20 protein-coding genes are annotated in these 23,289 nt (G+C 62.7%); 11 read left to right on the forward strand and 9 right to left on the reverse strand.

The window, feature by feature from the left end; translation table 11 throughout:
* Positions 1-93: 93 nt before the first annotated feature.
* On the forward strand, positions 94-495 hold the full coding sequence (gene msrB / locus DWU99_RS06635) for a peptide-methionine (R)-S-oxide reductase MsrB (RefSeq protein WP_115477255.1): 402 nt from the start codon (positions 94-96) through the stop codon (positions 493-495).
* Positions 496-503: 8 nt separating this feature from the next.
* Here msrB and DWU99_RS06640 read toward each other — a convergent pair whose 3' ends face one another.
* From DWU99_RS06640 to DWU99_RS06650, 3 genes are read right to left on the reverse strand one after another with little or no spacing between them, the layout of a single operon-like run.
* Positions 504-1,421 carry a histone deacetylase family protein gene (locus DWU99_RS06640; RefSeq protein WP_199535743.1) on the reverse strand — a complete coding sequence of 306 codons (918 nt, stop codon included), beginning with the start codon at positions 1,419-1,421 and terminating at the stop codon, positions 504-506.
* 16 nt (positions 1,422-1,437) lie between these two features.
* Positions 1,438-2,004, reverse strand: coding sequence for a cob(I)yrinic acid a,c-diamide adenosyltransferase (locus DWU99_RS06645; protein ID WP_115477256.1), 567 nt, complete (start codon positions 2,002-2,004; stop codon positions 1,438-1,440).
* Between the two features lie 2 nt (positions 2,005-2,006).
* Positions 2,007-2,612, reverse strand: a complete 606-nt coding sequence (locus DWU99_RS06650) for a hypothetical protein (protein ID WP_115477257.1) — start codon at positions 2,610-2,612, stop codon at positions 2,007-2,009.
* Between the two features lie 102 nt (positions 2,613-2,714).
* Between DWU99_RS06650 and ubiH the strand changes: the two genes are divergently transcribed.
* The 4 genes from ubiH to DWU99_RS06670 all read left to right on the forward strand — a co-directional run bounded on the left by ubiH (position 2,715) and on the right by DWU99_RS06670 (position 6,575).
* Complete coding sequence (gene ubiH, locus DWU99_RS06655) at positions 2,715-3,941, forward strand: 2-octaprenyl-6-methoxyphenyl hydroxylase (protein WP_115477258.1); 1,227 nt, start codon at positions 2,715-2,717, stop codon at positions 3,939-3,941.
* Positions 3,938-5,140 carry a UbiH/UbiF/VisC/COQ6 family ubiquinone biosynthesis hydroxylase gene (locus DWU99_RS06660; RefSeq protein WP_115477259.1) on the forward strand — a complete coding sequence of 401 codons (1,203 nt, stop codon included), beginning with the start codon at positions 3,938-3,940 and terminating at the stop codon, positions 5,138-5,140. Before ubiH ends, DWU99_RS06660 begins: the two co-directional genes overlap by 4 nt.
* 66 nt (positions 5,141-5,206) lie before the next feature.
* Positions 5,207-6,001 carry a dienelactone hydrolase family protein gene (locus tag DWU99_RS06665; RefSeq protein ID WP_115477260.1) on the forward strand — a complete coding sequence of 265 codons (795 nt, stop codon included), beginning with the start codon at positions 5,207-5,209 and terminating at the stop codon, positions 5,999-6,001.
* A gap of 256 nt (positions 6,002-6,257) precedes the next feature.
* Positions 6,258-6,575, forward strand: a complete 318-nt coding sequence (locus tag DWU99_RS06670; RefSeq protein ID WP_115477261.1) for an RcnB family protein — start codon at positions 6,258-6,260, stop codon at positions 6,573-6,575.
* Between the two features lie 106 nt (positions 6,576-6,681).
* On the opposite strand, the gene DWU99_RS06675 is transcribed toward DWU99_RS06670, so the two are convergent.
* Positions 6,682-7,686 carry a polyprenyl synthetase family protein gene (locus DWU99_RS06675; protein ID WP_115477262.1) on the reverse strand — a complete coding sequence of 335 codons (1,005 nt, stop codon included), beginning with the start codon at positions 7,684-7,686 and terminating at the stop codon, positions 6,682-6,684.
* Between the two features lie 192 nt (positions 7,687-7,878).
* Here DWU99_RS06675 and ssb point away from each other — a divergent pair, with 192 nt between their 5' ends.
* On the forward strand, positions 7,879-8,382 hold the full coding sequence (ssb, locus tag DWU99_RS06680; RefSeq protein ID WP_115477263.1) for a single-stranded DNA-binding protein: 504 nt from the start codon (positions 7,879-7,881) through the stop codon (positions 8,380-8,382).
* A 267-nt stretch (positions 8,383-8,649) separates the two neighbouring features.
* Positions 8,650-10,371: an esterase/lipase family protein gene (locus DWU99_RS06685; protein WP_115477264.1), complete on the forward strand. Its 1,722-nt coding sequence runs from the start codon at positions 8,650-8,652 to the stop codon at positions 10,369-10,371.
* A gap of 21 nt (positions 10,372-10,392) precedes the next feature.
* Here DWU99_RS06685 and DWU99_RS06690 read toward each other — a convergent pair whose 3' ends face one another.
* Entirely contained in the window at positions 10,393-12,333 is a 1,941-nt protein-coding gene (locus tag DWU99_RS06690; protein ID WP_115477265.1) for an esterase/lipase family protein, read from the reverse strand.
* Positions 12,334-12,444: 111 nt separating this feature from the next.
* Here DWU99_RS06690 and DWU99_RS06695 point away from each other — a divergent pair, with 111 nt between their 5' ends.
* Positions 12,445-13,437, forward strand: coding sequence for an Lnb N-terminal periplasmic domain-containing protein (locus DWU99_RS06695; RefSeq protein WP_115477686.1), 993 nt, complete (start codon positions 12,445-12,447; stop codon positions 13,435-13,437).
* Positions 13,438-13,453: 16 nt separating this feature from the next.
* Here the strand turns inward: DWU99_RS06695 and DWU99_RS06700 are convergent, their stop codons facing one another.
* From DWU99_RS06700 to DWU99_RS06715, 4 genes are all read right to left on the reverse strand, one after another.
* Complete coding sequence (locus DWU99_RS06700; protein WP_115477266.1) at positions 13,454-14,671, reverse strand: AGE family epimerase/isomerase; 1,218 nt, start codon at positions 14,669-14,671, stop codon at positions 13,454-13,456.
* Entirely contained in the window at positions 14,668-15,645 is a 978-nt protein-coding gene (locus DWU99_RS06705; protein WP_115477267.1) for a carbohydrate kinase family protein, read from the reverse strand. The genes DWU99_RS06700 and DWU99_RS06705 overlap by 4 nt, the downstream gene beginning before the upstream one ends.
* A gap of 72 nt (positions 15,646-15,717) precedes the next feature.
* Positions 15,718-16,968 carry an L-fucose:H+ symporter permease gene (gene fucP, locus DWU99_RS06710; protein ID WP_233510997.1) on the reverse strand — a complete coding sequence of 417 codons (1,251 nt, stop codon included), beginning with the start codon at positions 16,966-16,968 and terminating at the stop codon, positions 15,718-15,720.
* A gap of 92 nt (positions 16,969-17,060) precedes the next feature.
* Positions 17,061-18,113, reverse strand: coding sequence for a LacI family DNA-binding transcriptional regulator (locus DWU99_RS06715; RefSeq protein ID WP_115477269.1), 1,053 nt, complete (start codon positions 18,111-18,113; stop codon positions 17,061-17,063).
* 184 nt (positions 18,114-18,297) lie between these two features.
* Here DWU99_RS06715 and DWU99_RS06720 point away from each other — a divergent pair, with 184 nt between their 5' ends.
* The 3 genes from DWU99_RS06720 to DWU99_RS06730 all read left to right on the forward strand — a co-directional run bounded on the left by DWU99_RS06720 (position 18,298) and on the right by DWU99_RS06730 (position 23,238).
* Entirely contained in the window at positions 18,298-20,598 is a 2,301-nt protein-coding gene (locus DWU99_RS06720) for a GH92 family glycosyl hydrolase (RefSeq protein WP_115477270.1), read from the forward strand.
* 388 nt (positions 20,599-20,986) lie between these two features.
* Complete coding sequence (locus tag DWU99_RS06725; protein ID WP_115477271.1) at positions 20,987-22,795, forward strand: sensor histidine kinase; 1,809 nt, start codon at positions 20,987-20,989, stop codon at positions 22,793-22,795.
* Positions 22,792-23,238, forward strand: a complete 447-nt coding sequence (locus DWU99_RS06730) for a response regulator (RefSeq protein ID WP_115477272.1) — start codon at positions 22,792-22,794, stop codon at positions 23,236-23,238. Before DWU99_RS06725 ends, DWU99_RS06730 begins: the two co-directional genes overlap by 4 nt.
* Positions 23,239-23,289: the final 51 nt, after the last annotated feature.

The following is a 23,289-nucleotide window of genomic DNA, read 5'->3' on the forward strand; positions in this document are numbered from 1 at the left end:
TTCACGGAGGACAGGACAGTCAATCGGCAATGAAGGGCGTTAAGCTAACAGAAAGGCCCTTCGGACGGCACGCAGTTCGAGTGAGGAGTTGGCATGAATCAACCCAAGACCGGCAAGACAGACGAGCAATGGCGTGAAAGCCTGAGCCCCGAGCAATACGCAGTGTGCCGTTGCTCGGCCACCGAGCCACCGTTCAGCGGCAAGTGGTATCGGCACAAGGAGCCAGGGACCTACGTTTGCGCGGCCTGCCGGGCGCCGCTGTTTGCGTCCGAAGCTAAATACGATTCCGGGTCGGGCTGGCCGAGTTTCTTCCAGCCGGCAACCCGCATCTCGATCAATCTTGTGCCGGACGAGAGCCACGGCATGCATCGCACGGAAGTGCGATGTGCGGCCTGCGAGTCACATCTCGGTCATGTGTTTCCCGACGGTCCGAAGCCGACGGGCCTGCGCTACTGCATCAATTCGCTGGCGCTGGATTTCGTGCCGATGAAGTGAGGGGTGAGTCAGTCGAGCAGCGCGCCGACATGCGCGCTCGCGCTGACCGCCAGCGCGTTGAGGTCGTAGCCACCCTCCAGCGTCGATACAAGTCGACCTCCGGCGTGTGCCCGGGCCAGCTCGACCAGGCGCTCGGTGATCCAGGCATAGTCCTCGGCTTGAAGGCGTATGTCGGCCAGGGGGTCATTGCTGTGTGCATCGAAGCCGGCTGAAACCAGCACCAGTTGCGGCTTGAACGCATGCAGGCGCGGAAGCAGTGCGTCATTCCATAACGCCCGGAATTCGTAGGAACCCTCGCCGGGCGAGAGGGGGGCATTCACGATGTTGCCCACGCCGCGTTCTTCGGTCGTCCCCGTTCCCGGGTACAGCGGGGACTGGTGGCTGGAAATGAACAGCACACGCGGTTCGCGCTGGAAAATATCCTGCGTGCCATTGCCATGGTGCACGTCGAAGTCCGCGATCGCCACGCGCTTGAGGCCATGAGCCGCGATCGCGTGCGCCGCCGCGACGGCGACGTTGTTGAACAGGCAAAAGCCCATCGCACTATCGGGCGTCGCATGGTGCCCCGGCGGACGGACCGCGCAGAACGCGCGCGTTGTCGTGCCCTGCATGACGGCATCCACGGCAGCCACCAGCGCGCCGGCAGCACGCAGGCCGGCCTCGGCCGATGCCGGGGACATCAGTGTGTCTTCGTCCAGCCGCACCGTGTCTGATTCGGGACAGATGCCGAGAATCCGGTCGACATGTGCAGACGTGTGCACGCGCAACAGTTGCTCGCGCGTCGCGCGTGGCGCTTCGACCCGATCAAGGGCGGCGAAACGATCCTGGTCCAGGGCTTGCAGCACCGCGCGCAGGCGAGCCGGCGATTCGGGATGCCCCGGACCCGGGTCGTGTTGCAGGCAAACGGCATGGGTAAAGAGCTGCACCATCATCGGCGATGATTCAGGGATTGGGTTTGCGGCGACGCTCGTGCTGCCAAAGCACCTCGCCGTGACCGCTGGCGCGCGCAAGGACGCGGCACAGCACGAACAGGAGGTCCGACAATCGATTGAGATAGCGCTGCGCTTGTGGGCGAATCGATTCCTCGCGTCCCAGCGCAATGACTTCCCGCTCGGCCCGGCGGCAGACCGTGCGCGCAAGATGACAGCAGGATGCCGCCATGCCGCCACCGGGAAGAATGAAATCCTTCAGCGGCGGCAACGGATCGTTGAATCCATCGAGCGACTGCTCAAGACGCGTGATGTCGGCGTCGTCGATCATCGCCATGCCGGGAATGCACAACTCGCCGCCGAGATCGAACAGCTCGTGCTGCACCTGGGTCAGCGTTTCGCGCATGGCGTCGTCGACACCCTCGCAGGCCAGCACCATGCCGATCGTGCTGTTGAGTTCGTCGACGGTGCCGTAAGCCGATACGCGAAGCGAATCCTTGGCCACGCGCGAACCGTCGCCGAGGCCCGTACTGCCGTCGTCGCCGGTACGGGTGTAGATCTTGGATAGCCGATTGCCCACGATCAGTGCTGCATCTGTCCGCTGCGCTTGACGGCGCGCGACATGGTGACAGCCAGCACATGCAGCACCGCGCCAAGGCCCACATACAGCGCCGTGGTCTGCAGGAACGGCAGGTACCAGTCACCCAGGTTTTCGAACCAGGCGCCGAAGCTGCGTGGTGACGGGACCGAACTGCTGAGCCAGTAGAAGCTGCCGTTGGAAATCAGGTAGCACAGATTCTCGCTGACCAGCAGCGCGACGACGGCCAGCGCCAGCGTGGACAGGCGCAGACCTGCCTGGTGTTTCGCCAGCCAGCTGCCACCCAGCCACAGTGAACCGTAGGCCGGGATCAGGAACCAGTAACCCGCCGAGACGCAGTAGTGGCTGAAGAAATCGATGCCCATGCCGGTGATGACGAAGTAATCGACCACCACGGCCTCGGCCATCAGCAGCGGAAAGGCCCAGCGAGCCGAACCACGCAGCCAGAATCCGGCAAGGAAGAACACCCCCCAGCTGGCATCCGGCAGCGCATCGAAGTGATGCAGGATCGAGTGATGCACGCGGGTAAGCGCCATCAGCAGGGCAAGTGCGGCGAAAATGCCAAGGCGTCGGGTTTGTGTCATCGCCATGAAGAGCTCCGTGAAAGGCTGACGGCTAAAGAAGACGCCCAGTTTAGCCCAATGCGGACCCGGCAGACGCATCCGTGAGGCTCTGCGCGTATCATCCCGCGCATGACTGCCCCTACTCCCTTCGACGCCAACGGCAACGTGCTCATCATCGGCGGCGGCCTGGTTGGCGCCAGCCTTGCGATTGCGCTCGACATCGCCGGCTGTCGCGTCACCCTGGTCGAAGCGGCCGCCCCGCGCGCCGACGCGCAGCCCAGTTACGACGAGCGCAACCTTGCGCTGGCGCGCGCCACCGTCAACGGGCTGGACGCCATCGGTGTCTGGCCGCTGGTTGCCGCGCAGGCGACGCCCATTCGACATATTCATGTGAGTCGCGCCGGCGAATTCGGCAGTGCCCGACTCGATGCCGCACGGCATGGCGTCGATGCGCTTGGCTGGACGCTTCCCGCCCGCGAACTGGGCAGCGCCTTGCTGCGTCGTTTGAACACCTGCGAACGCCTGATGCGCCTCGCGCCGGCAAGCCTGACCGGTCTCGAAAAGCACACCGATGGCTGGCGTGCGCAGATCAGGACGGAACACGGCGAGCAGCATATCGACGCCGCCTTGCTGGTGGGCGCCGACGGCACCGAGTCGTTCGTGCGCAAGCAACTCGGCATCCAGGCCGAAACGTACGACTACGAGCAGACTTTGTTCGTTTGCACCGTTACACCCGAGCGCGATCACGCGCACCGCGCGTGGGAACGTTTTTCCGACGACGGACCGATCGCCATGCTTCCGTTGACGGAGCGCCGCTGCGGCTTGGTCCTCACGGTCCCGTCGGAATCCGCCGCAGAAGTCGCCGCACTCGACGATGCGGGATTCATCGCGCTCGCACAGCAGCGCTTCGGATGGCAGTTGGGTCGGCTGAGCCGGCCCGGCAAACGTCATCCGTATGCCATCCGCCGCGTCGCTGCTAGCAGCTTGACGGCGGTGCGCGCGGTGCTGGTGGGCAATGCCGCGCAGACCGTGCACCCCATCGGTGCGCAAGGCTTCAATCTTGGCTTGCGCGATGCACTGACACTCGCCGAGCTAGTCGCCGAGGCCGCCGATCCGGGCTCATCGACGCTGCTCGAGCGCTATGCCGCGCGCCGCGCTCCCGATCGCGAGGGCACCATGGCGATGAGTCACGATCTGGTGCGTTTCGCTTGCATGCAACAGCCCTTGCTTGCGCCGCTGCGTTCGCTGGCCTTGCTCGCTTACGACCGAGTCCCGCCGCTGCAACAAGTGCTGGCGCGGCGCGGCATGGGTTTCCGCGGCGAACCGCCACGCGCCGTGCTGGAGCGTTTGTCATGAGAACGGTCCCGTCGAGCCTTCGCCGTGGTCCCGGACTGGATGTCGCCGTGGTGGGTGGCGGCATGGTGGGTGCGGCCGCGGCACTTGCACTGAGCCGTGCCGGATTCAGCACCGCCTTGCTGGAAGCCAGGCCGCCGGCGGCCTGGAACGCCAGCGACGATGTCGATCTTCGCGTGGTCGGGCTGGCGCCTTCGTCGATTGCCTTGTTGCAGGAATTGGGCGTTTGGACGGCCATTCGCGAGGCGCGAGCATGCCCCTATTCGCATATGCACGTATGGGATGCCGAAAACGGTGCCGCGATCGACTTCGACGCTGCCGACGAAGCTCGCGACCTGCTCGGCTACATCGTTGAAAACAATCTGGTGCAGTGGACGCTTTGGCAGTCGCTGGAAGCGGCTGGTGTGCGACGCCTGTGCCCGGCGACGGTGAAGGACTACGAGGTGCGATCCGATCGCGTCATGCTCGAGCTGGCCGACGGCGAGAGCGTTGCGGTGCGATTGCTGGTCGCCGCCGACGGTGCCGGTTCGCCGCTACGCGAGCGCGCCGGCATCGCCACGCGGGGGCGCGATTATGCGCAACGTGCTGTCGTGGCCCATGTCACCACCGAACGTCCCCATGCCCGCACTGCCTGGCAACGCTTCTTGCCGACCGGGCCGCTGGCCTTGTTGCCGCTGGCGGATGGACGCAGCTCGGTCGTGTGGTCGCTGCCGGAAGCGGAGGCGCGTCGCGTGCAGTCGCTGGATGACCAGGCGTTTCTCAACGAACTGGGCATCGCCAGCGATTTTCGACTCGGCCGAATCACGGCTGCCACGCCTCGCGTTGCGTTTCCCCTGAAACTGCAACTTGCCGACACCTACCAGGCCGAACGTTTCGTGTTGCTTGGCGATGCCGCGCATACGGTGCATCCGCTCGCCGGTCAGGGCGTAAACCTGGGATTGCGCGATGTGGCCGAGCTTCGCGACACGCTTGTCGAAGCGCGCGAGCAGGGGCGCGACATGGCCGAGGCGCACGTACTTCGGCGTTACGCGCGCAGGCGACGCAGTGCCGATACGCTGGACGCCTACGGCTTCGACACACTGGCGCGCATTTACAGCTGGCAATCCACGCCGCTCGTTGCCGCGCGTGGTCTGGGTGTACGCATCCTTGATCGTCTTGCACCGTTGAAGCGACGCCTCGCCGCTCACGCCGCGGGGCGCTAACCGTCTTTCATGCATCCGCCCGCGTGGCGGATCCTGTTTCATGGCCTTAAGCAGAGGAATCACGTCATGCGTTTTGTTCGGCTGGGTTGTCTCGCATTGCTGGCAGGGTTGAGCTTCGCCGCCCAGGCGAAGATGGTTCACCGTCCGGTGGAATGGACGGTGGACGGGACGCATTTCAAGAGCGTTCTGGTGTACGACGACGCAAGCAGCGCCAAGCGTCCGGGGTTGGTGATGGTGCCGAACTGGTATGGCATCAATGATGGGGCCGTGCAGAAGGCCGACATGATCGCCGGCAAGGATTACGTGATCCTGCTGACCGATATGTACGGCGAAAATGTGCGTCCGCAGCCGGGTCATGCCGACCAGGCGCAAGCGGCCACCAAGGCGCTCTACGGCGATCGTGAGCTGATGCGCAAACGCATCAACGCGGCACTTGCCCAGTTGAAGGCGCAAGCGGGCACCGCACCGATCGATCTCTCAAAGCTGGCGGCCATCGGCTTTTGCTTCGGCGGTACGGCCGTGCTCGATCTGGCGCGCAGCGGTGCCGATGTGGCGGCCGTGGTGTCCTTCCACGGCGGCCTGACCACCGACAATCCCGCCCTGGCAAAAAACATCAAGGCGCGGGTTTTGGTGATGAACGGTGCCGACGACAAGGGCACGATGCCCGACGCCGACAAATTCATGGACGAAATGCGTTCGAGTCCGGCCGATTGGCAGTTCGTGGTGCTGGGCAATGCCGTCCACTGTTTCACCGAGGTGGGTGAGAATTCCGCCGGCTGCAAGTACGACGCACGTGCGGCTGCCAGGAGCTATCGACTCATGCACGACTGGTTGCATGCGGCCTTCGCCGATACCCCCTGAACGGGTGACCCAAACAATCTTGCTTGTATCCCCAAACCCGTCCGTGCGATAACCGCGCGGACGGGCTCCGCGCCCGTGCCAGGGAAGTCTGCAGCTCGAATGGGGAGGGTTGCAGCGTTTCTCGTGATGAGTCGGTGCGTTCTGCTTGCCTATTCGCAGGCAAGGACGCCGAAGTTCAAACAATAGCCGTTTGAATGGTTTTGCCGGATCGATTCGACAATCGTCACGTCATGACAAACACAGGGAGGCGTATTTCATGAACATGTATGCCAGGGTATTGATGGCAGGCCTTATGCTGGCCTCGGTCGCCGCTGCTGCGGATCCTTTTCCAGAGACGGCGTCGCATGCCGGCGAGTTCCATTACCGCACGGGCCACCCCGTTCCGCCCAACTACCTCGCGGACGACCATCGCATCACCAACTATCGCCACTACCATCTCGACAAGCCGATGGACGGCTATATGTGGGTGCGGGGCGAAGAAAACGAATACCTTCTGGTTTCAACGACGTCGCATATTCTGCGAAGGATCGAATATCGCGAGAGTATTCCGCCGGAAGCCGAGTCGAGCAAGTAAACGTCGTTGTGGGTAAACGGAGAAAGGCGCATGCCGCGTTGTCGCCTTTCTCACGACGTTGCCATCGGGTGGTGTTAAAGCAGACGTTTGTACGGCGCGCTGAACGTTAGTGCGTGCGATCCACGGCGTATGACGCAAGCGCCATCAGGGCGCTGCGGTAGGGCGAATCCGGAATCTCGCTCAATGCCGCCTGCGCCGCAGCCGCGTGCGATGCGGCGCGCTGATGAGTGCGCTCAAGGGCGCCTGAATCGCGGATGGTCGCGATGATGCGGTCGAGCGAGGCCAGTTCGCCGTGCTCAACCGCATGGCGCAGCGACTGCGCTTGTTCAGGTGCCGCTTTTTCCAAGGCGTAGATCAAGGGCAGGGTGGGTTTGCCCTCGGCGAGGTCGTCGCCAATGTTCTTGCCCAGCGTCCGCGAATCGCTGACGTAATCGAGCAGGTCGTCGGCGATCTGGAAGGCGTAGCCCAACTGCATGCCATAACGGCGAAGGGCAGCAACCTGGGCGTCGGGCAGTCCGCCGAGCAATCCGCCAAGTTCGGTGGCGGCGGCGAACAGCACGGCGGTCTTGCGTTCGATCACGGCCAGGTAGGCGGCTTCGCTCACGTCGGCGTTGCCGATATTGAGCAGCTGCAGAACCTCGCCTTCGGCAATGGTGTTGGTGGTATCGGCGAGGATGCGCATGATGCGCATGTCATCCAGTTCCACCATCAGCTGGAACGAACGCGAATAGAGAAAATCGCCCACCAGCACGCTGGCCGCATTGCCCCACAGGGCATTGGCCGTCTTGCGGCCGCGGCGCAGGTCCGATTCGTCCACCACGTCGTCGTGCAGCAAGGTGGAGGTGTGGATGAACTCGATCACCGCAGCCAGCTTGATGTTCTTGTCGCCCGCATACCCGGCCGCCCGGGCAGCCAGTGCATGCAGCATGGGACGCAGGCGCTTTCCGCCGCCGGCGATGATGTGGTCGGCGATCTGGTTGATCAGCACTACGTCGGAAGCCAGCCGCTGACGGATCAACGCATCGATGCGCTGCATATCGCCTTCGGCGAGCGCGCGTACACCCGAATAGTCGAGTGCGGGGTCGATGGTCTGGAGAACGGAAGTGCTCATGCGGCGGGTACTGGACATAGACCCCAGATTATAGAGGCGCCAGCCGCGTTACGTGTGACTCCGGGCGGATTTTCTCCCGCCGGCGTGAGGCGATGGACGGCAACCCGCCGTGGCGCCGTCCGGCATCGGCCCCGGGACCCTATGTTAGGATGCCAAACCAGCCCGCAATAAGGCATCGTTCGAGGTTATTTCATGGCACGCGGTATCAACAAAGTCATCCTGGTCGGCAATCTTGGCGCCGACCCCGAAGTCCGTTACACCGGCGGCGGTACCGCGATCGCCAGCCTGAGGATCGCCACCTCCGAGCAGTGGACCGACAAGCAGAGCGGCCAGAAGCAGGAGCGTACCGAGTGGCATCGCGTCAAGCTCTTCGGTCGCCTGGCGGAGATCGCCGGCGAGTATCTGAAGAAGGGTCGCCAAGTTTATGTCGAGGGCTCCCTGCGCACCGACAAATACACCGACAAGGACGGTATCGAACGTTACTCCACCGACATCATCGCCAACGACCTGCAGATGCTGGGCGGCGGCGGTGAAGGTGGCGGCACGGGCGGCGGTGGTGGCGGCGGTTATCGCGAGCGCCCGCAGGGCGGTCCTCCGCGCCAGGGTGGTGGCGATTACGGCAGCGCTCCCCAGCGCCAGTCGGCTCCGCCGGTGGAAAGCGGCAACCAGTTCGATGACGACGATATTCCGTTCTGACGGATGGGGTACCAGACGACTTTCGACAAAGCCCGCTCTTGAGCGGGCTTTTTGATGCTGGCGTCGTTACACAAGACGCGCCCGATGCTGTGGACCATGTTCATGATCACGCCTTGCATCACCTCGGTGAAAAGCGGTTGACGCCTGCGCGGAGTAGACTGCCTGTGCTACACCGACCGGATATGACAGGGGTGAGACGTTATCGGCCGGCGTTCGATAGCCACATGTCGTGGATGGACATTCTTCGCGAACGGAGAAAGTCGGGTGATGGCGGATCGTACGAAGCATGTCCGCGTATCCGGTTGGCTTTCGGCCATGCGGGTTTTCGCATGCATGGTGTGCGTGGCTTGTTTGCCTGGTTGCGCATCGCAGGGTGGTGGACATCTTTCGCGGCCTTCCGCCGAAGCGCTGCTCGAAAAAGCACAGAACTGGCAGGCCCAGGCCATCCGCGGACAGTCGGTGCGCGCTCAAGTGGATGCCTGGATGCATTGCGCCATGTCGGCGCACGAAGCCATGGCCGCCGACAAAGCGGCGACGGAAACGGCGGCCGGGCTGCTCGCGACGCAATGCAGTCGCGCTTACTTCGATCTGGTGGCGCAAGGTGACCCGATCACCGTGACGTTGGGTAAATCGTACTTGGGAGGCTTCGCTATCCACGTCGAATTCCGAGGCGTACCCGATAGCCTCGGCAAGAGCGTTTATCTGGAGCCTGCCGATCAGGTGCCGATGGCAGCGTTGGACGGCGTTCGCCATCAGCACACCGGCTTTGGCGTTCCGCTCGTGGCGTTTGCGTTGCCATGCTCCGATCGACCCATCTGTCGTCTCTATCCGCCGGAGGGTGTCTTTCGCCCGGTAACCATGTGGCTGGAGGCGCCGTCCGGTTCCGGTGATCATGACGACGCGCCTGTCCTGGTGCTGCAGAACCCCGTGGTCGAGCCTGAGCACGTCGCGGGCGCAAACCACTACGAGCTTGCCGAAGACGTATCGGCGCCGTTTGCGCAGCTGCGGGAGCGGACGAGCCTCAAGCGGCTAGCGTGGTGGGGCATGCTCGGCGGTGCGGAAATGGGAAAGCGTTCGGGTCTGTTTCTTCTGGACGACTACGATCCGAACAAGACGCCCATCATCATGATCCATGGGCTTGCCGGGAGCCCTGTGATTTGGACGCAATTGAGCAACGCGATCATGGGCGATCCGGAACTTCATCGGCGCTACCAGATCTGGCATATCGTGTATCAGTCCAATGCGCCGCTGTTGGTGGAGCGCTATCGCGTCCGGCACTACATCGACCAAGCCTGGGCCATCCTCGATCCGGACGGCCGCGCGCCGGCAAGGCAGGGTGTCGTGCTCATCGGGCACAGCATGGGCGGTGTGATTGCGCGATTGCTCTGTGCGCAAAGCACGCCGGAGGTATGGAACGCGGCTTTTTCCGTTCCGGTGGAAAGTCTGCATGCCGATGCGAACGATCTGGACGCACTCAAGAACGTTTTCCAGTTCAAACCGTATCCAGGTGTCGATGAGATCATCTTCATGGCCGCGCCGCAGCGCGGCAGCCCCGCAGCGGAAGGATTGCTGGGACGTGTGGTGGGGCTGTTGGCGTGGCATCACATCGAAGAGCTGGCGGGATTTGCACGCATCGCCGTGCAAAACCCGAAAGCCATTCAACCCGCAGTGTTATCGCTGCTTCAAACCGGCCGCATCACCAGCATCACCAGCCTGCGGCCCGACGAGCCCGTCACACTCGCAGACGAGAAGCTGATGCCAGCCGCTGGCGTGCGCTACGACACGATCGCCGGCGTGCTTCCGGGCGTCAAACCGCCGGGAGATGGCTTCGTGCCGTTGAGCAGCGCGCTGCTGCCCGGTTCCACGACGACCTTGATCATTCGCTCCGATCACAAGGTGCCGGAAAAGCCCGAGGCCATTGCGGACACATTGAAAATCCTGCGCGAGCACGACAAGCCGCACGATGTCGCGAGCAGTGCAACGCCTTAGCCGCGTGCGGGACGGCTCTTTTCATGGATGTGCAAGCGGCGGAGCAAGACAGGGTGTCCGTTGCGTGCCTTCAGGCTGAAGGCAATTCAACGCCGCCGCGTGCAGGCGCAGGATGCGGCGCAGTTCGATGATCGCTTGCGGCGTTTCCTGCACATCGTGCCAGGAAGGAACGGCCAGCTCCGAATCGGCACCATCGAGATGAGCGCTGGCGTAAGGCACCACGCCGTCGTCGGAATCCGACAACGGCACACCCGGCTTATACACGCCGACAATGGTGTGATAGCGCACGTCGGGCGACATGGGCAACGTGCTGGCGGCCTTGATGAAAGGGTCGGCGTCGCTGAGGTTGTCGATGCTGTTGGGCAAGCGCGACGGTTTGCCGGGCATGGTGTCTTTGCCCTGCATGTTGTCGGTGATGCCTTTGCCTTCTTCCAATAGCGTGATCGGCAGGCGGATCAGGTTGCCGATCCAGCGTGCCAGTTTCCATCGCGCCACCGGTGTACCGCGATGGGGGGCGGCGAGGAACACCGCGCGCGTTACCTGCGGCATCGGACTGAATTGCAGATACGGCGCGAGGCGCTGCCGCAGTTTCTGTTTGTCGGCATCGGAAAGATCGGGGCGGGCAGGAACCACGCTCCACAGCTTGTCATCGCTCGAAGACACCAGCAGGCGCGCGATAAGACCGCCCATGCTGTGCCCGATCAGCACGATATGGTTGGAAGCGACAGCGTTGCCCGATGGGTCGAAGTGATGCAAGGTGTCGTCGATGGCGCGGCGGATCTGCGCCAGGTTCGCCGCCACCGGCACGTTCGTGGGGTAGTACACCTCCCAGACCTGATAGGTGCGCCGCAATTGCGCGTCGCCCATCACTTCATTGACCACGTTGATCCATGCTTCCGGGCTGCTCGCCAGGCCGTGAAGCATGATGACGGTGAGTCGGTTGGGGTCGTAGGGTTGCATCAGCAACACTTCCGGCTTCGTCAACCCGCCACGTCCCAACAGCGAGCGTATCGATTGCCGTGCGAAGCCCGAGCGAGCCAGCCATACGCCGTAAGGTGCGGTGAAATTGGCCGAGAGCGGGATCGACTGGCCATCGAGCGTGATGGCGCCGTCAAGATAGGGATTTTTGGCGTATACGCGTACGTCGTTGGTCATGAGCACGCTGCTCAAGCTGTCGCCGGGAAATTCGAGCACGGCCGTCAGCGGCACGTAGTTCGGTTCGCGCCAAGGCTGATCGGTATCGCTCGGCATGGCGCCGATGGCAACGAATTCGGAGCCGAATCCATCGCGCCGATAAATGTTGCGCAGACCACGAAAGCGCAAGCCTTCGGCAGGAATCAGTTCCTTGGGGATGTAATCGCTGGAGCCCATGTAGACATCGGTGCTGGGCCTGAGCACGTTCCATCCGGCTACAGGGACACTGTTCCAGCCGGTGCCCAGCTCGGGAAGTCTTTTGAAAAATCCCTCGACCGCCTGTTGCACGGCGTAGTTGTAGAAATCCAGCACCTGCGATTGACGCATCTCGAACGCTCGCTCGCCCGGACTGCGCGCGGTGAAAAACAGATACGCATAGGCGTAGCGTGCCGACTGCAGATACTCATCCAGCGCCTGGTCGCTGGCTGGCTGGCCTTTGGCGTTGCGATCGGTCTGCAGCGCGTAGGCGAGCCACAATTCCGATAACGCGGAAAGACGGCGCTCATCGTCCAGTCCGTCGGTATAGAGAATGGTGTTGGTACAACGGGGGAAATTCGCGGCGCAGTCGTCGCGGCTCAGCGCCACGACATTGAGCGTCTGGACGGTGCTGTCGCTCAACGCCTGGTTGCTCAATACGTCGCTGCGACGCTGAGTGGCGTATTCCTTCGGCGTGATATGCCGCACGCCTACGATGTCGCAGCCAGCCGCCAGCAATAACGCTGCCAGTGCAACGACTCGGATGATCCAGATGGGGTGGCGGCCCTTCATCGATTCTTCCCTGGCAAGAAAGCAGGATGAGCGGTCGTTGCTATTCTATTATCCAAAGGTCGGCGGTTCGTGAGGTATCCCGTGATCGTGCGATGGATTTTCTACATCCTGATGACCTTGATTATCGCCATCTCCGGCACTTGGGGGGCACTGGCGTTGTGGTATCAGGCGGGTGCGAGCGTCGCGATTCGCGCGATAGTCGCCATCGCCTGGGCTGCCATGGTGCTGACCGTGTTGGTGTTGATGTGGTCCCGCCGCGGAGGCGGCGTGCCGGTGTTCGTCTACCTGCTGGCCGTCGCCGTGCTGCTGGCGTGGTGGGGCACGATTGCGCCATCCAATCATCGCGATTGGTCCGATGATGTCGCACGCATGTTGACGGGCAGCGTCGATGGCGATCGCGTCACGCTGTATAACGTGCGCAACTTCCACTGGCGATCCGACCAGGATTATGACGCACGCTGGGAAACGCGCAGCTATAACCTCGAACAGCTCGCGAGCGCGGACATCGTTCTTTCTTCGTGGGGCATGCCGGGTATTTCGCATGCGCTGATGTCGTTCGGGTTCGACGACGGTTCCCACGTGGTGTTCTCAGTGGAGATCCGCAAGCAGCGAGGACAGTCGTTTTCCTCGCTGGGCGGGTTCTTCAAACAGTTCGAGCGCACCGTCGTCGCTGCGGACGAGGGGGACATCATCCGTGTACGCACCAACGTACGCGGCGAAGACGATCATCTCTATCGGCTGCAGATGAGCAAACCAGCCATGCATGCGCTGTTCCTCGCCTACGTCAAGGAAGCCAATGAGCTTGCGGCCAAGCCGGCGTTCTACAATACGGCGACATCGAACTGCGTCACCATCGTGTACAACATGGCAAAGCAGATCGATCCCGGGCTTCCCTACGACTATCGCCTGCTGCTGACGGCATACTTGCCGAGCTATCTGTATCGCATTGGCGCGCTGGATACGCGCTACACGCTTGCGATGCTGACCCAGCAGGGCGATATCACCGCGCGTGCGCGGGCAACCGGCCCACAGGACGATTTCTCGCGCGCGATCCGTACGCCGCCCGAGCCGGGCGGCGAAGGTTCCTTGCCTCGAGGTCAATGACGATCGTCGGGACGTATCAGGGCACGCCACCGGCGCGTATCAGCGCCAGCACTTCGTAGCACGCACCCATGGTGTGGTAATCGGTCTTGCCCGCCGGACTTTTCTCGTCGCTATACGAGCGATTGTCGCGCGTCAGGATGCGGAACCACGCACCATGGCGATGATCGACCAGATGCTCCCATGCATAGGTCCACAGCTTTGCATACCATTGGTCGTAGCTGGCGTCGCCCGTGTTCGCGTGCAGCAGCGCCGCTGCGGCCAGCGATTCGGCCTGCACCCAGAAATACTTGTCGTCGTCGCAGATTGAACCATCCGGCGCAAAGCCGTAGCACATGCCGCCGTACTGGTTGTCCCACGAGCGTGCAAGTGCGGTATCGAACAAGTGGCGTGCGGTAGGCACGATCCACGATTCCTCGCGACCGCGTTCGAGCAGCAGCGGTTCGAGAATCATCAGCAGCTTGGCCCACTCCGTCTGGTGCCCGGGCTGGAAGCCCCAGGGACGGAACAGGTGCTTGGGATCGTCGCGGTGATAATCCCAGTCGACCGACCAGTCGACGTGGTAGTGCTCCCACACCAGGCCATCGGCGAGCGCGGCCTGGCGGCGGGTCATCGTGTCCGCGAGCGTGAGTGCTCGCTCCAGGTAACGCGGTTCGTCGCTGGCCTGATAGGCCGCCAGCATCGCTTCGCACATGTGCATGTTCGCGTTCTGGCCGCGATAGGTGCTGAAGTGCCAGTTCGCGTCGGCTTCGTCGCGGTAAAGCTTGGCATCGGCATCCCAGTAGCGCTGTTCGAGCAGCTGCCAGGTTTCGTCCATCCATGCGGCGGCTTCGCGAATACCTGCCTTCAGCGCGGTGGAATAGGCGAGCAGCACGAACGCGACGCCGTAGGCGTGATTGGTGCGGTCTTCGGGTTTGCCGTCGCGGATCGTCCACGCATAGCCGCCCGTCGTCGCATCGCGGTGCACATCGCGCAGGTAACGCAGGCCGTGTCGAGCCGCGTCGATGTATTCGGGCTTGCCGAACTCGATCGATGCCATCGCGTAGTTGAAAACGAAACGCGTGCTGCTCACCAGATGCCGATGGCTGGCGTCGTAGACGGTGCCGTCGTCGCGGAAATAATGAAAAAAGCCGCCGTTCGGGTCGATGGCGCGGGGGTGATAGAACGCCATCGTTTTCGCAATGTGGTCGCGCAGGAAGGCTTCGGAACGGAAATCGGGTGAGGCAGGTTGGGTCATGCGTGTGTCTCCATAAAGCGTTCTACCTCGCTGGCGCTCGGCATGGCCGCGAACGAGCCGTGCCGCGATACCGCCAAGGCACCACAGGCACTGGCATAGCGCAGCGTGGCGTGCAGGCGAGGTAGTGCACCCACCCATGCATCGAGGTTGGCGGGTGTGATGTCCTGGGCGGCCAACTGGAACAGCAGGCCGCCGACGAACGCATCGCCCGCGCCGGTGCTGTCGACCATGGGGACGCTGAAGCAGGGCAGTTCGCCTTCCGCATCCGGGTGATACCAGCGCAGCGGCTTTGCGCCGTCAGTGACCACCAGCAGGCGCGTGCAACCGTTCCAGAGACGATCGAGCACGGCCTGTGCGCCGTCGGTTGCAAGCCAGTCGAATTCTTCCGCGCTGAGTTTCACCACATCGGCAAGATGCAGCGCCGGCCATGCGTAGTGTCGTGGTTCGCTGTCGCGCGGCCAAAGTGCGGGGCGCAGATTCAGGTCGAAGCTGACCAGCGTGCCGGCGCGCCGTGCACGGTGCATGCCTTCCATCGTGGCCGCGGCAAGATTCGGGTCGGTCAGGCTGTTGGAGCACACATGGAACGCGGACGTGCTGTCGAAAGCATCGGGACGGAAATGTTCCGCGCGAAACAGCAGATCGGCGGACGGAGGGCGATAAAAGCTGAAACTGCGTTCGCCGTGCCCGTCCAGCGTCACAAACGCGAGTGCCGTGTTGGCCTCGCCGGTGCGGACCACATCGGCGGTGTCGACGCCCGCATGTTTCAAGCTGTGCAGCAGGAAATCGCCGAAACGGTCCTCGCCCAGCATGCCTGCAAAGCGCGCATGCCCGCCAAGCCGCGCCACCGCGACCGCTGCGTTGGCCGGCGCCCCGCCGGCAAAAGGAAGGAAATGTTTCGCAAAGCCATGGCCGTCGTTGCCTTCGCCATGCATGTCGATCAAAGCCTCGCCGAAGCAGAGGACGGAACGTTTCATCAATTAAACCCCGGAACTTCGTAATGCCGCTTGCATGGGCGGCGGATGGATTGCACGACCGTCACGGATACGTCATCCGTGCTGCGCATCGACTGGAGCAGTGCGGATATGCGAGCCGCGCAAACCGTAGAAGACGATGTAGGCGTAGCACAGCAAAGGCAGCAGGAACGCATGTTGCACGCCGATGTTGTCGGCCAGGAAACCTTGCAGGTAGGGCATCACGCCGCCACCCACAATGGCCATGATGAGCAAGCTGGACGCCTTGCCGGTAAGCGGCCCCATGCGCTCGATACCGAGCGAGAAAATGGTCGGGAACATGATCGAGTTGAACAGGCCGATTGCGACGATGCTGTACATCGCGAGCGCGCCGCTGGTGGTCATGGTGGTCAGTAGCAGCGCGATATTCACCAGAGAAAAGATCGCCAGCAATTTACGCGGCGATAAAGCGGCGAGTAGCCAGGAACCCAAGAAACGGCCGACCATCGCACCGCCCCAGTACAGCGATACATAGTTGGCGGCTTCTTGTTCGCTTATATGGCCGATGTTCGGCTGCGACAGATAGTTGACCATGAAACTGCCGATCGACACTTCTGCGCCCACGTAGAAAAAGATGCCCAGCACACCGAATAGCACGTGCGGATAGCGCAGTGCGTCGAGCAAGGTGTGATGGCTCTTGTCGGCCTTCTCGGTGCTTTCGTCCAGTGAGGGCAGATGAAACAACCAGACAAAGATGGCGAGAAGGATCAGTACCACGGCCAAGCCGATATACGGCAGTTGTACCGATTGTGCTTCTTGCAGGCGGTAGAGCGTTTGCTGCCGCGCGGACATCTGCGCGATATCGCTCGCGCCTTTTACTTGAGTGGACAGAATCAGCAGGCTTCCGAACCTTGGCGCGATTGTTGTGCCGAGGGAATTCAGTGCTTGTGCCAGCGTGAGTCGACTCGAGCTGGTTTTTTCAGGTCCCAGCAGTGCGACATAGGGATTGGCGGCGACCTGCAACACCGTGATACCGGTAGCCAGTACGAACAAGGCGCCAAGAAAAGCCGGGTAAAGGCGCATTCCTGCCGCTGGCCAGAAGCCGATTGCACCGATGCCGGCAATGATCAGCCCGGCGACGATGCTTTTTTTGTAGCCCAGATGCGCCACCAGCCGTCCCGCCGGCAGCGACATCAGGAAGTACGTACCGAAGAACGTGGACTGCACCAGCATCGCCCGCGCGTAGTTGAGTTCGAATACCGCCTTGAGATGCGGAATCAGAATGTCGTTGAGGCACGTCAGGAAACCCCACATGAAGAAGACCGTGGTAATCACGGTCAATGCCATCGGGTAATACGTGTAGCGCTCGCCCGACAATGACGATGCGGAAGACGGCGTAGGCGGCGGTGCGGTAAATGCCATGTGGTTTTCCGTAAGACTCAGGCGGCGTGTGGCGGGCAGCTGCTGTCGCGTACCAGCAATTGCACGGGAACGATGGTCTGGCGAGGCGAGGCGGAAGGTTCCTTCACACGCTGCAGGATCAACTCGGCCGCCTGGCGACCGCGATCGCGTGGCGTAACGGCCAAGGTGGTCAGCGGTGGCGCGCTGACGGCAGCCTCGGCGATGTCGTCGAAGCCGGTGAGTGCAAAATCGCGCCCCGGCTGCAGCCCGCGCTGATGCAAGCCGAGCATCAGACCCAAGGCCACCGCATCGTTGTAGCAGACCGCTGCCGTGGGTGCCGTTGCGCCGGTAAAAAGCTGATCGCATTGCGCCACCGCATCCAGGCGATTGGGAATGCACTCCACCATCCATTGCGGTTCCACGGGCAGGCCTGCCGCGCGCATCGCTTCCATATAACCGGCGCGACGCTGCTTGCAGGAACTGGAGCCCAGATGCCCGCCGTAGAACGCGATGCGGCGATGACCTTGCGCGATCAGATGTTCGGTGGCCATGCGCGCACCGCGCTGGTTGTCCAGGAAAAGGCGGTCCCAGTGATCGCAGGCGGAGATATCGCCGCTCACTTCGCGGTTGAATAACAACAGCGGCGTCTGCGTGCCGACGGCGCCGAGGATTTGTTCCGCGTCGCTGCCTTCCGCCGGCGAAAGAATGATGCCGGCGGGGCCGTGCTCCATCAGCGAACCCAGCACGGCCAGTTCGCGCTCGGTCGATTCGCCGGTGCTGCCCAGCAGGGTGACGAAGCCCGTGTTGCCCAGGATTTCATCGACACCGGCCGCGAACTCCGCAAAGAACGGGTTGGCCAGGTCGTTGAGCACCAGGGCGATGCTCGAGGAGGTGCGACGGCGCAGATTCGCCGCGGCACGGTTGTAGACGTAGCCCTGCCGGCGCAATTCTTCTTCCACGCGGGCGCGCGTGTGCTTGTTGACCAGCGGGCTGCCCCGCAGGACCAATGAGACAGTCGCGCGGGAGACGTCGCAACCCGCGGCAATGTCGCTAAGGGTGACCTTTCGGCCGACCGGCGGTATGTTCCCCATTTATGCCTGATCCTTGCGTTTGGAACGATCCAAATTTACCTGAATTGGCATTTTTACGATCACGCACTGCAACATGCCAAGAATACCCGGCAATGCTAGCGTGCCGCGTTTAGAACGATCCAAAACCATCTATCGGCCCCTCCCCATGATCTTTCGCCCGATTTGTTCCTGTTTTTCCGTACTTATGGCGGCATCGCTCGGCGGGTTGCTCGTCACCCCCTCCCACGCCGCCGAGCAGCATGCGGCAGAGGTTGATCCTCGCATAGGTACCGGGGGAGATGGTCATCTCTTTCCGGGTGCGACGGTGCCCTTCGGCATGATCCAGCTCTCGCCGGATACGGCCATGCCGGACTTCAAGCATGCCTATAAATGGGCGGCAGGCTACCAGTATGGCGATCCCACCATCATGGGCTTCTCGCATACCCATTTTTCCGGGTCCGGCCATTCGGACCTGGGGGATGTCCTGGTCATGCCGATCGCCGGGGACGTTAAGCTCGATCCGGACGACGAAAAGGTGCCAGGCAGCGGCTATCGCTCGCGTTTCGATCATGCGACCGAGGTGGAACACCCCGGCTACTACGCCGTCACCCTGAGCGACTACGACGTGCGCGCCGAACTGACGGCCAGCCGCCGCGTGGGCTGGCATCGCTACACCTTCCCCGTCGGGAAGCCGGCCCATCTGCTGCTGGATCTGCGTCCCAGCATCTACGACTACGCCGGCAAGGTCCTGTGGTCGAACCTGCAGGTCCGGGCCGATGGCACGGTCACCGGCTGCCGCACGACGCGCGGTTGGGCTCCCGGCCGCGAGCTGTGCTTTGCCATGCGCTTCAACCAGCCGATGACCTCGCGCGAGCTCTACAACCGCGAAACCGATCTCGTCTACAAGGGCTTCAAGGGCCCCGGCAATCAGCCGCAGGACCAGAACGCGCAGAACGGCCGCGCGCTGGTCGGCGTCTTCGATTTCGGCGATCTGAGGCAGCCGCTACTTGTAAAGGTCGCGGTGTCCTCGGTCAGCGAAGCCAATGCCATCGCCAATCTCGATCAGGACGGCAAGGGCTGGGATTTCGATGCCCGTCGCGCGGATGCCACCGTGGCATGGAACAAGGCGCTGGCCCCCATCGATGTCGATGGATCGCAGACCTTGCGCACGCAGTTCTACACCGCGCTCTATCACGCGATGATCGCGCCGAACCTGAGCATGGACGTCAACGGCGAATTCCGCGGTCCGGATCATCAGGTGCATCACGCGGACGGCTTCGATTTCTATTCCAGCTGGTCGATGTGGGATGTCTATCGCGCGCAACAGCCGTTGTTGATCCTGCTTCATCCTGATCGCACCGTGGATTTCGTGCGCTCGCTGATTGCGTCGCAGCAGGCCAGTCCGTTCGGCATGTTGCCGGTGTGGGCGTATCAAGGCCTGGAAACCTGGTGCATGACGGGCTACCACGCCGTCGCGATCATTGCCGATGCCTACGTCAAGGGCATTCGCGGCTTCGATGCCGACAAGGCGATGAAGGCGATGGTGTCGACCGCCACCTATGGCGATTACGGCGATCTGGCCGATTACATGAAGCTCGGCTACGTGCCGATCGACAAGGAAGTGGAGGGCGGCTCCAAGACCCAGGAATATGCCTATGACGACTGGGCGATCGCGCAGATGGCCAAGGCGATGGGCAAGAACGACATCGCGGCGACGTTCGACAAGCGTGCCACCAACTGGCGCAACGTGTGGGATCCGAAAACCGGCTTCATGCGCGCCAAACTGAGCAACGGCCAGTTCCGCGAGCCCTTCGATCCCACCAGCGCGGGCTATGGCGATGACTACACCGAAGCGAACGCCTGGCAGTACTCGTGGTATGTGCCGCAGGACGTGGCCGCCCTGATCACCGCGATGGGCGGCGACCAGGCCTTCGATCACAAGCTCGATGAAATGTTCGATGCCAAGGTCGATCCGTCCATCTTCAAGAATGTGGAAGACATCACCGGGCTGATCGGCTGGTATGCGCACGGTAACGAACCGAGCCATCACATTGCCTATCTGTACGACTACGCCGGCGAGCCGTGGAAAACGCAGCAGCGGCTCAAGCAGATCATGGACAACGAATATGGTCCGGGTCCGGCCGGCCTGATCGGCAATGACGATCTTGGCCAGATGTCGGCCTGGTACATCTTCACCGCGCTCGGTTTTTATCCGGTCACGCCGGCCAGCGACGAGTACGCGATCGGCCGGCCCTTCGTGCCGCGTGCCGCGATCCACTTGAACAACGGGCACACCTTTACCATCACCGCCTCGCCGATGGACGCGGCGCATCCGTACGTGGGCGAGGTCACGCTCAACGGCAAGCCGCTCGATCGCGTCTATCTGAAGCATGCCGACATCCTTGCCGGCGGTGAGCTGCATTTCACGATGCAGGCCGACCCCAACAAGAGCTGGGGGCAGGCGATTTCCGCGCGTCCGACGTCGATGAGCCCGTATTCGCGCTGAATTTGGCACGATAGAAGAGCCTGTCCTCATAGTCCACGTAGCCCGCGTTGTCACCGAATGGCCGTCAGGTGGTAGCGCGTGGCGCAGCGCCAGACTGGCTGTCTGGTCAAGCCGCGCGCTGCCGCATGGCGGCCACTCCGACACAACCCGAAGGGCCGGGTCTGTTTGCCCGTCATCCTGCGTCCTCGCTCGGTTACGTATCGACATACGCTCCCTCGCTCCTCCTTGGCTTGCGGGCAAACAGCTCCCGGCGCGGGCCACGCGGACTATGAGGACAGGCTCTACGGCCCGTTGATGCCGCACCGGCATCGACGGGCTGGTCAGTTTGGGCGAACATGCTCAGAATGCATGCATCATGCCGGATGCGCATGTCGGTCAGGGGCCATCAATGATCCGCGCGGGGGTGCGACAAGTAGCAGCGTTACGTTGGCGCACCGGCGGGCTGTTGTTTGCCGTACTTGTGATTGTCGCCCTGCCGTACATGATTACGCGTGGTGGCTCGCAGCAATCCCTTGCCGCAGGCGAACTGGTCACCCGTGCGGCGCAGGTGCAGACCCTCGTTTATCGCATCGCCGACCAGACGCACGACGGCGAATCGGCCGTGCAGCATCTCGTGGCCGGCGATCCCTACAAGCAATCCGAGACGGTTGCCCAGGCCACGGGAAAAACCGTGCCGCCGCTGTTGGACGAATTGCGCCGCCTGGCCGTCGATTCCCCGGAGCAGGAACACCTCGTCGAGCGTCTGAGCGAGGTGGAGGAAGGCCGTCTGGCGTTGGTGCAGCAGGCGCTGCAGCGCTATCGGCAGGACGACCGCGCCGGTGCCGAGCAGGCGCTGCGCGACGCCGGCGAGCTGTACGAGATCGACGGTCTCGTCGACAAGATCGTCGGCAATGCGGAACAGACACTGCAGAAGCGTCACCTGGATGCCCAGCAGCAGTCCGTCAACAATCGCCTGGTGCTGGCGCTGACCGCTGCGGCCCAGTTGCTGATGCTGACCATCGTAGTGGTGGTGTCCGAGCGTCAGATCGGCAGGCGGCTGCAGGCGGAAATCCGCGAGCGGCAAGCCGTGCAGCGTTCGCAGATGATTCTTCAGGCCGTGCGCGAACCCATTGCGCTGCTCGACAACAACCTGTGCACGCTGCTGGTGAACGCGGCTTTCAGCGAGCTGTACGGCGTGGCCGAAGACAGCCGTACGGAACACCTCGACGATATCGGGCAGGGCGCGTGGGCCGACGAAGTGCTGCAACAGCGCCTGCGCGACGTGCTGTCGCGCGACCGCGAACTCTGGGATTTCGAACTCACCCAGCGCACCATTGACGGCGTCGAGCGGCATGTCGTGATCAATGCGCGTCGCCTGCAGCAGCAAGACAGCGAAAGTCCGGCCTTGCTGCTGACCGTGAGCGACGTAACCGCGCGCGCACTGGTCGAGCAGCAGATCAAGGAACTCAATCACCAGCTCGAAAGCAAAGTGACGCAGATTTCCGACGTCAACCGCGAGCTGGAGGCCTTCAGCTATTCCGTATCCCACGATCTGCGCGCGCCGCTGCGGCACATCACGGCCTTCGCGCAAAAGCTTGAGCATCACCTGGGAGACGGCGTCGACGAGACCACGCGCCATTACCTGGGCGTGATTCGCGATGCCTCCCGGCGCATGGCGCAGCTGATTGAAGATCTCCTGGTCTTTTCGCGCCTCGGGCGAGGTGCGTTGCGCCTACAGGCGGTCGACATGCAGGCGCTGGTCGAGGAGGCGCGCCTGTTGGCCGAAGCAGAGGCGCATGGGCGCCGTATCGAGTGGAACATCGAGTCGCTGCCGGTCGTGGTGGGCGACGAAAGCATGTTGCGCACGGTGTGGCAGAACCTGATCGGCAACGCGGTCAAGTACACCGGCCAGCGCGATGTGGCGCAGATCGATGTGTCGGTCCAGCGGGATGGTGCCGGCGACTACGAATTCACCGTGGCCGACAACGGCGCGGGTTTCGATATGCGCTACGTTGACAAGCTTTTTGGTGTATTCCAACGCCTGCACAAGGCCAGCGAATTTCCGGGCAACGGAATCGGCCTTGCCAACGTCCGGCGCATCGTCATGCGTCATGGCGGCCAGGTTCGGGCGGAAGGTGAGCCCGGGCAGGGCGCGAAGTTCCACTTCACCTTGTCGGGGATCGATCCACCGACGGCTGACGGATGGTTATCACCATGAGGCACGGTCCATTGCGCACGATTTTGCTGGTCGAAGACAGCCCGGTGGATGCCGAGATGACGGTGGATGCGTTGCGCGACGCCAACCTCGCCAATCCGGTCGTTCATGTCGAGGATGGTGTCGATTGCATGGATTGGCTGTATGCGCGCGGCGCATTCGCTCACCGCCAGGGAGACGATCCGGCGGTGGTGTTGCTCGACATCAAGATGCCGCGCATGAACGGCCTGGAAGTCCTCACCCAGATGCGCGCGGACGATCGGTTCCGACGCACGCCGGTGGTAATCCTGTCCTCCTCGCGCGAGGAAAGCGATCTCGTGCACAGCTGGGATCTGGGCGTGAACGCCTATGTCATCAAGCCGGTCGATGTCGAGCAGTTTTTCCAGGCGGTGCGTACGCTGGGCCAGTTCTGGGGGGTGCTCAACCAGGCGCCGGACTCGGAATAGGTAGGGTTCTACCGGGCACGGCGCGTTGAAATATGATGGCTAGGGTGACCG

This window comes from Dyella psychrodurans, from assembly GCF_003363265.1.
GTDB classification, from domain to species: Bacteria; Pseudomonadota; Gammaproteobacteria; order Xanthomonadales; family Rhodanobacteraceae; genus Dyella_B; species Dyella_B psychrodurans.

Coding starts and splice junctions, on each gene's coding strand:
- msrB (WP_115477255.1), top strand. CDS start 94: ATGAATCAACCCAAGACCGGCAAGACAGACGAGCAATGGCGTGAAAGC.
- DWU99_RS06650 (WP_115477257.1), bottom strand. CDS start 2,612: ATGGCGATGACACAAACCCGACGCCTTGGCATTTTCGCCGCACTTGCC.
- ubiH (WP_115477258.1), top strand. CDS start 2,715: ATGACTGCCCCTACTCCCTTCGACGCCAACGGCAACGTGCTCATCATC.
- DWU99_RS06660 (WP_115477259.1), top strand. CDS start 3,938: ATGAGAACGGTCCCGTCGAGCCTTCGCCGTGGTCCCGGACTGGATGTC.
- DWU99_RS06665 (WP_115477260.1), top strand. CDS start 5,207: ATGCGTTTTGTTCGGCTGGGTTGTCTCGCATTGCTGGCAGGGTTGAGC.
- DWU99_RS06670 (WP_115477261.1), top strand. CDS start 6,258: ATGAACATGTATGCCAGGGTATTGATGGCAGGCCTTATGCTGGCCTCG.
- DWU99_RS06675 (WP_115477262.1), bottom strand. CDS start 7,686: ATGAGCACTTCCGTTCTCCAGACCATCGACCCCGCACTCGACTATTCG.
- ssb (WP_115477263.1), top strand. CDS start 7,879: ATGGCACGCGGTATCAACAAAGTCATCCTGGTCGGCAATCTTGGCGCC.
- DWU99_RS06685 (WP_115477264.1), top strand. CDS start 8,650: ATGGCGGATCGTACGAAGCATGTCCGCGTATCCGGTTGGCTTTCGGCC.
- DWU99_RS06690 (WP_115477265.1), bottom strand. CDS start 12,333: ATGAAGGGCCGCCACCCCATCTGGATCATCCGAGTCGTTGCACTGGCA.
- DWU99_RS06695 (WP_115477686.1), top strand. CDS start 12,445: ATGACCTTGATTATCGCCATCTCCGGCACTTGGGGGGCACTGGCGTTG.
- DWU99_RS06700 (WP_115477266.1), bottom strand. CDS start 14,671: ATGACCCAACCTGCCTCACCCGATTTCCGTTCCGAAGCCTTCCTGCGC.
- DWU99_RS06705 (WP_115477267.1), bottom strand. CDS start 15,645: ATGAAACGTTCCGTCCTCTGCTTCGGCGAGGCTTTGATCGACATGCAT.
- fucP (WP_233510997.1), bottom strand. CDS start 16,968: ATGGCATTGACCGTGATTACCACGGTCTTCTTCATGTGGGGTTTCCTG.
- DWU99_RS06715 (WP_115477269.1), bottom strand. CDS start 18,113: ATGGGGAACATACCGCCGGTCGGCCGAAAGGTCACCCTTAGCGACATT.
- DWU99_RS06720 (WP_115477270.1), top strand. CDS start 18,298: ATGGCGGCATCGCTCGGCGGGTTGCTCGTCACCCCCTCCCACGCCGCC.
- DWU99_RS06725 (WP_115477271.1), top strand. CDS start 20,987: ATGATCCGCGCGGGGGTGCGACAAGTAGCAGCGTTACGTTGGCGCACC.
- DWU99_RS06730 (WP_115477272.1), top strand. CDS start 22,792: ATGAGGCACGGTCCATTGCGCACGATTTTGCTGGTCGAAGACAGCCCG.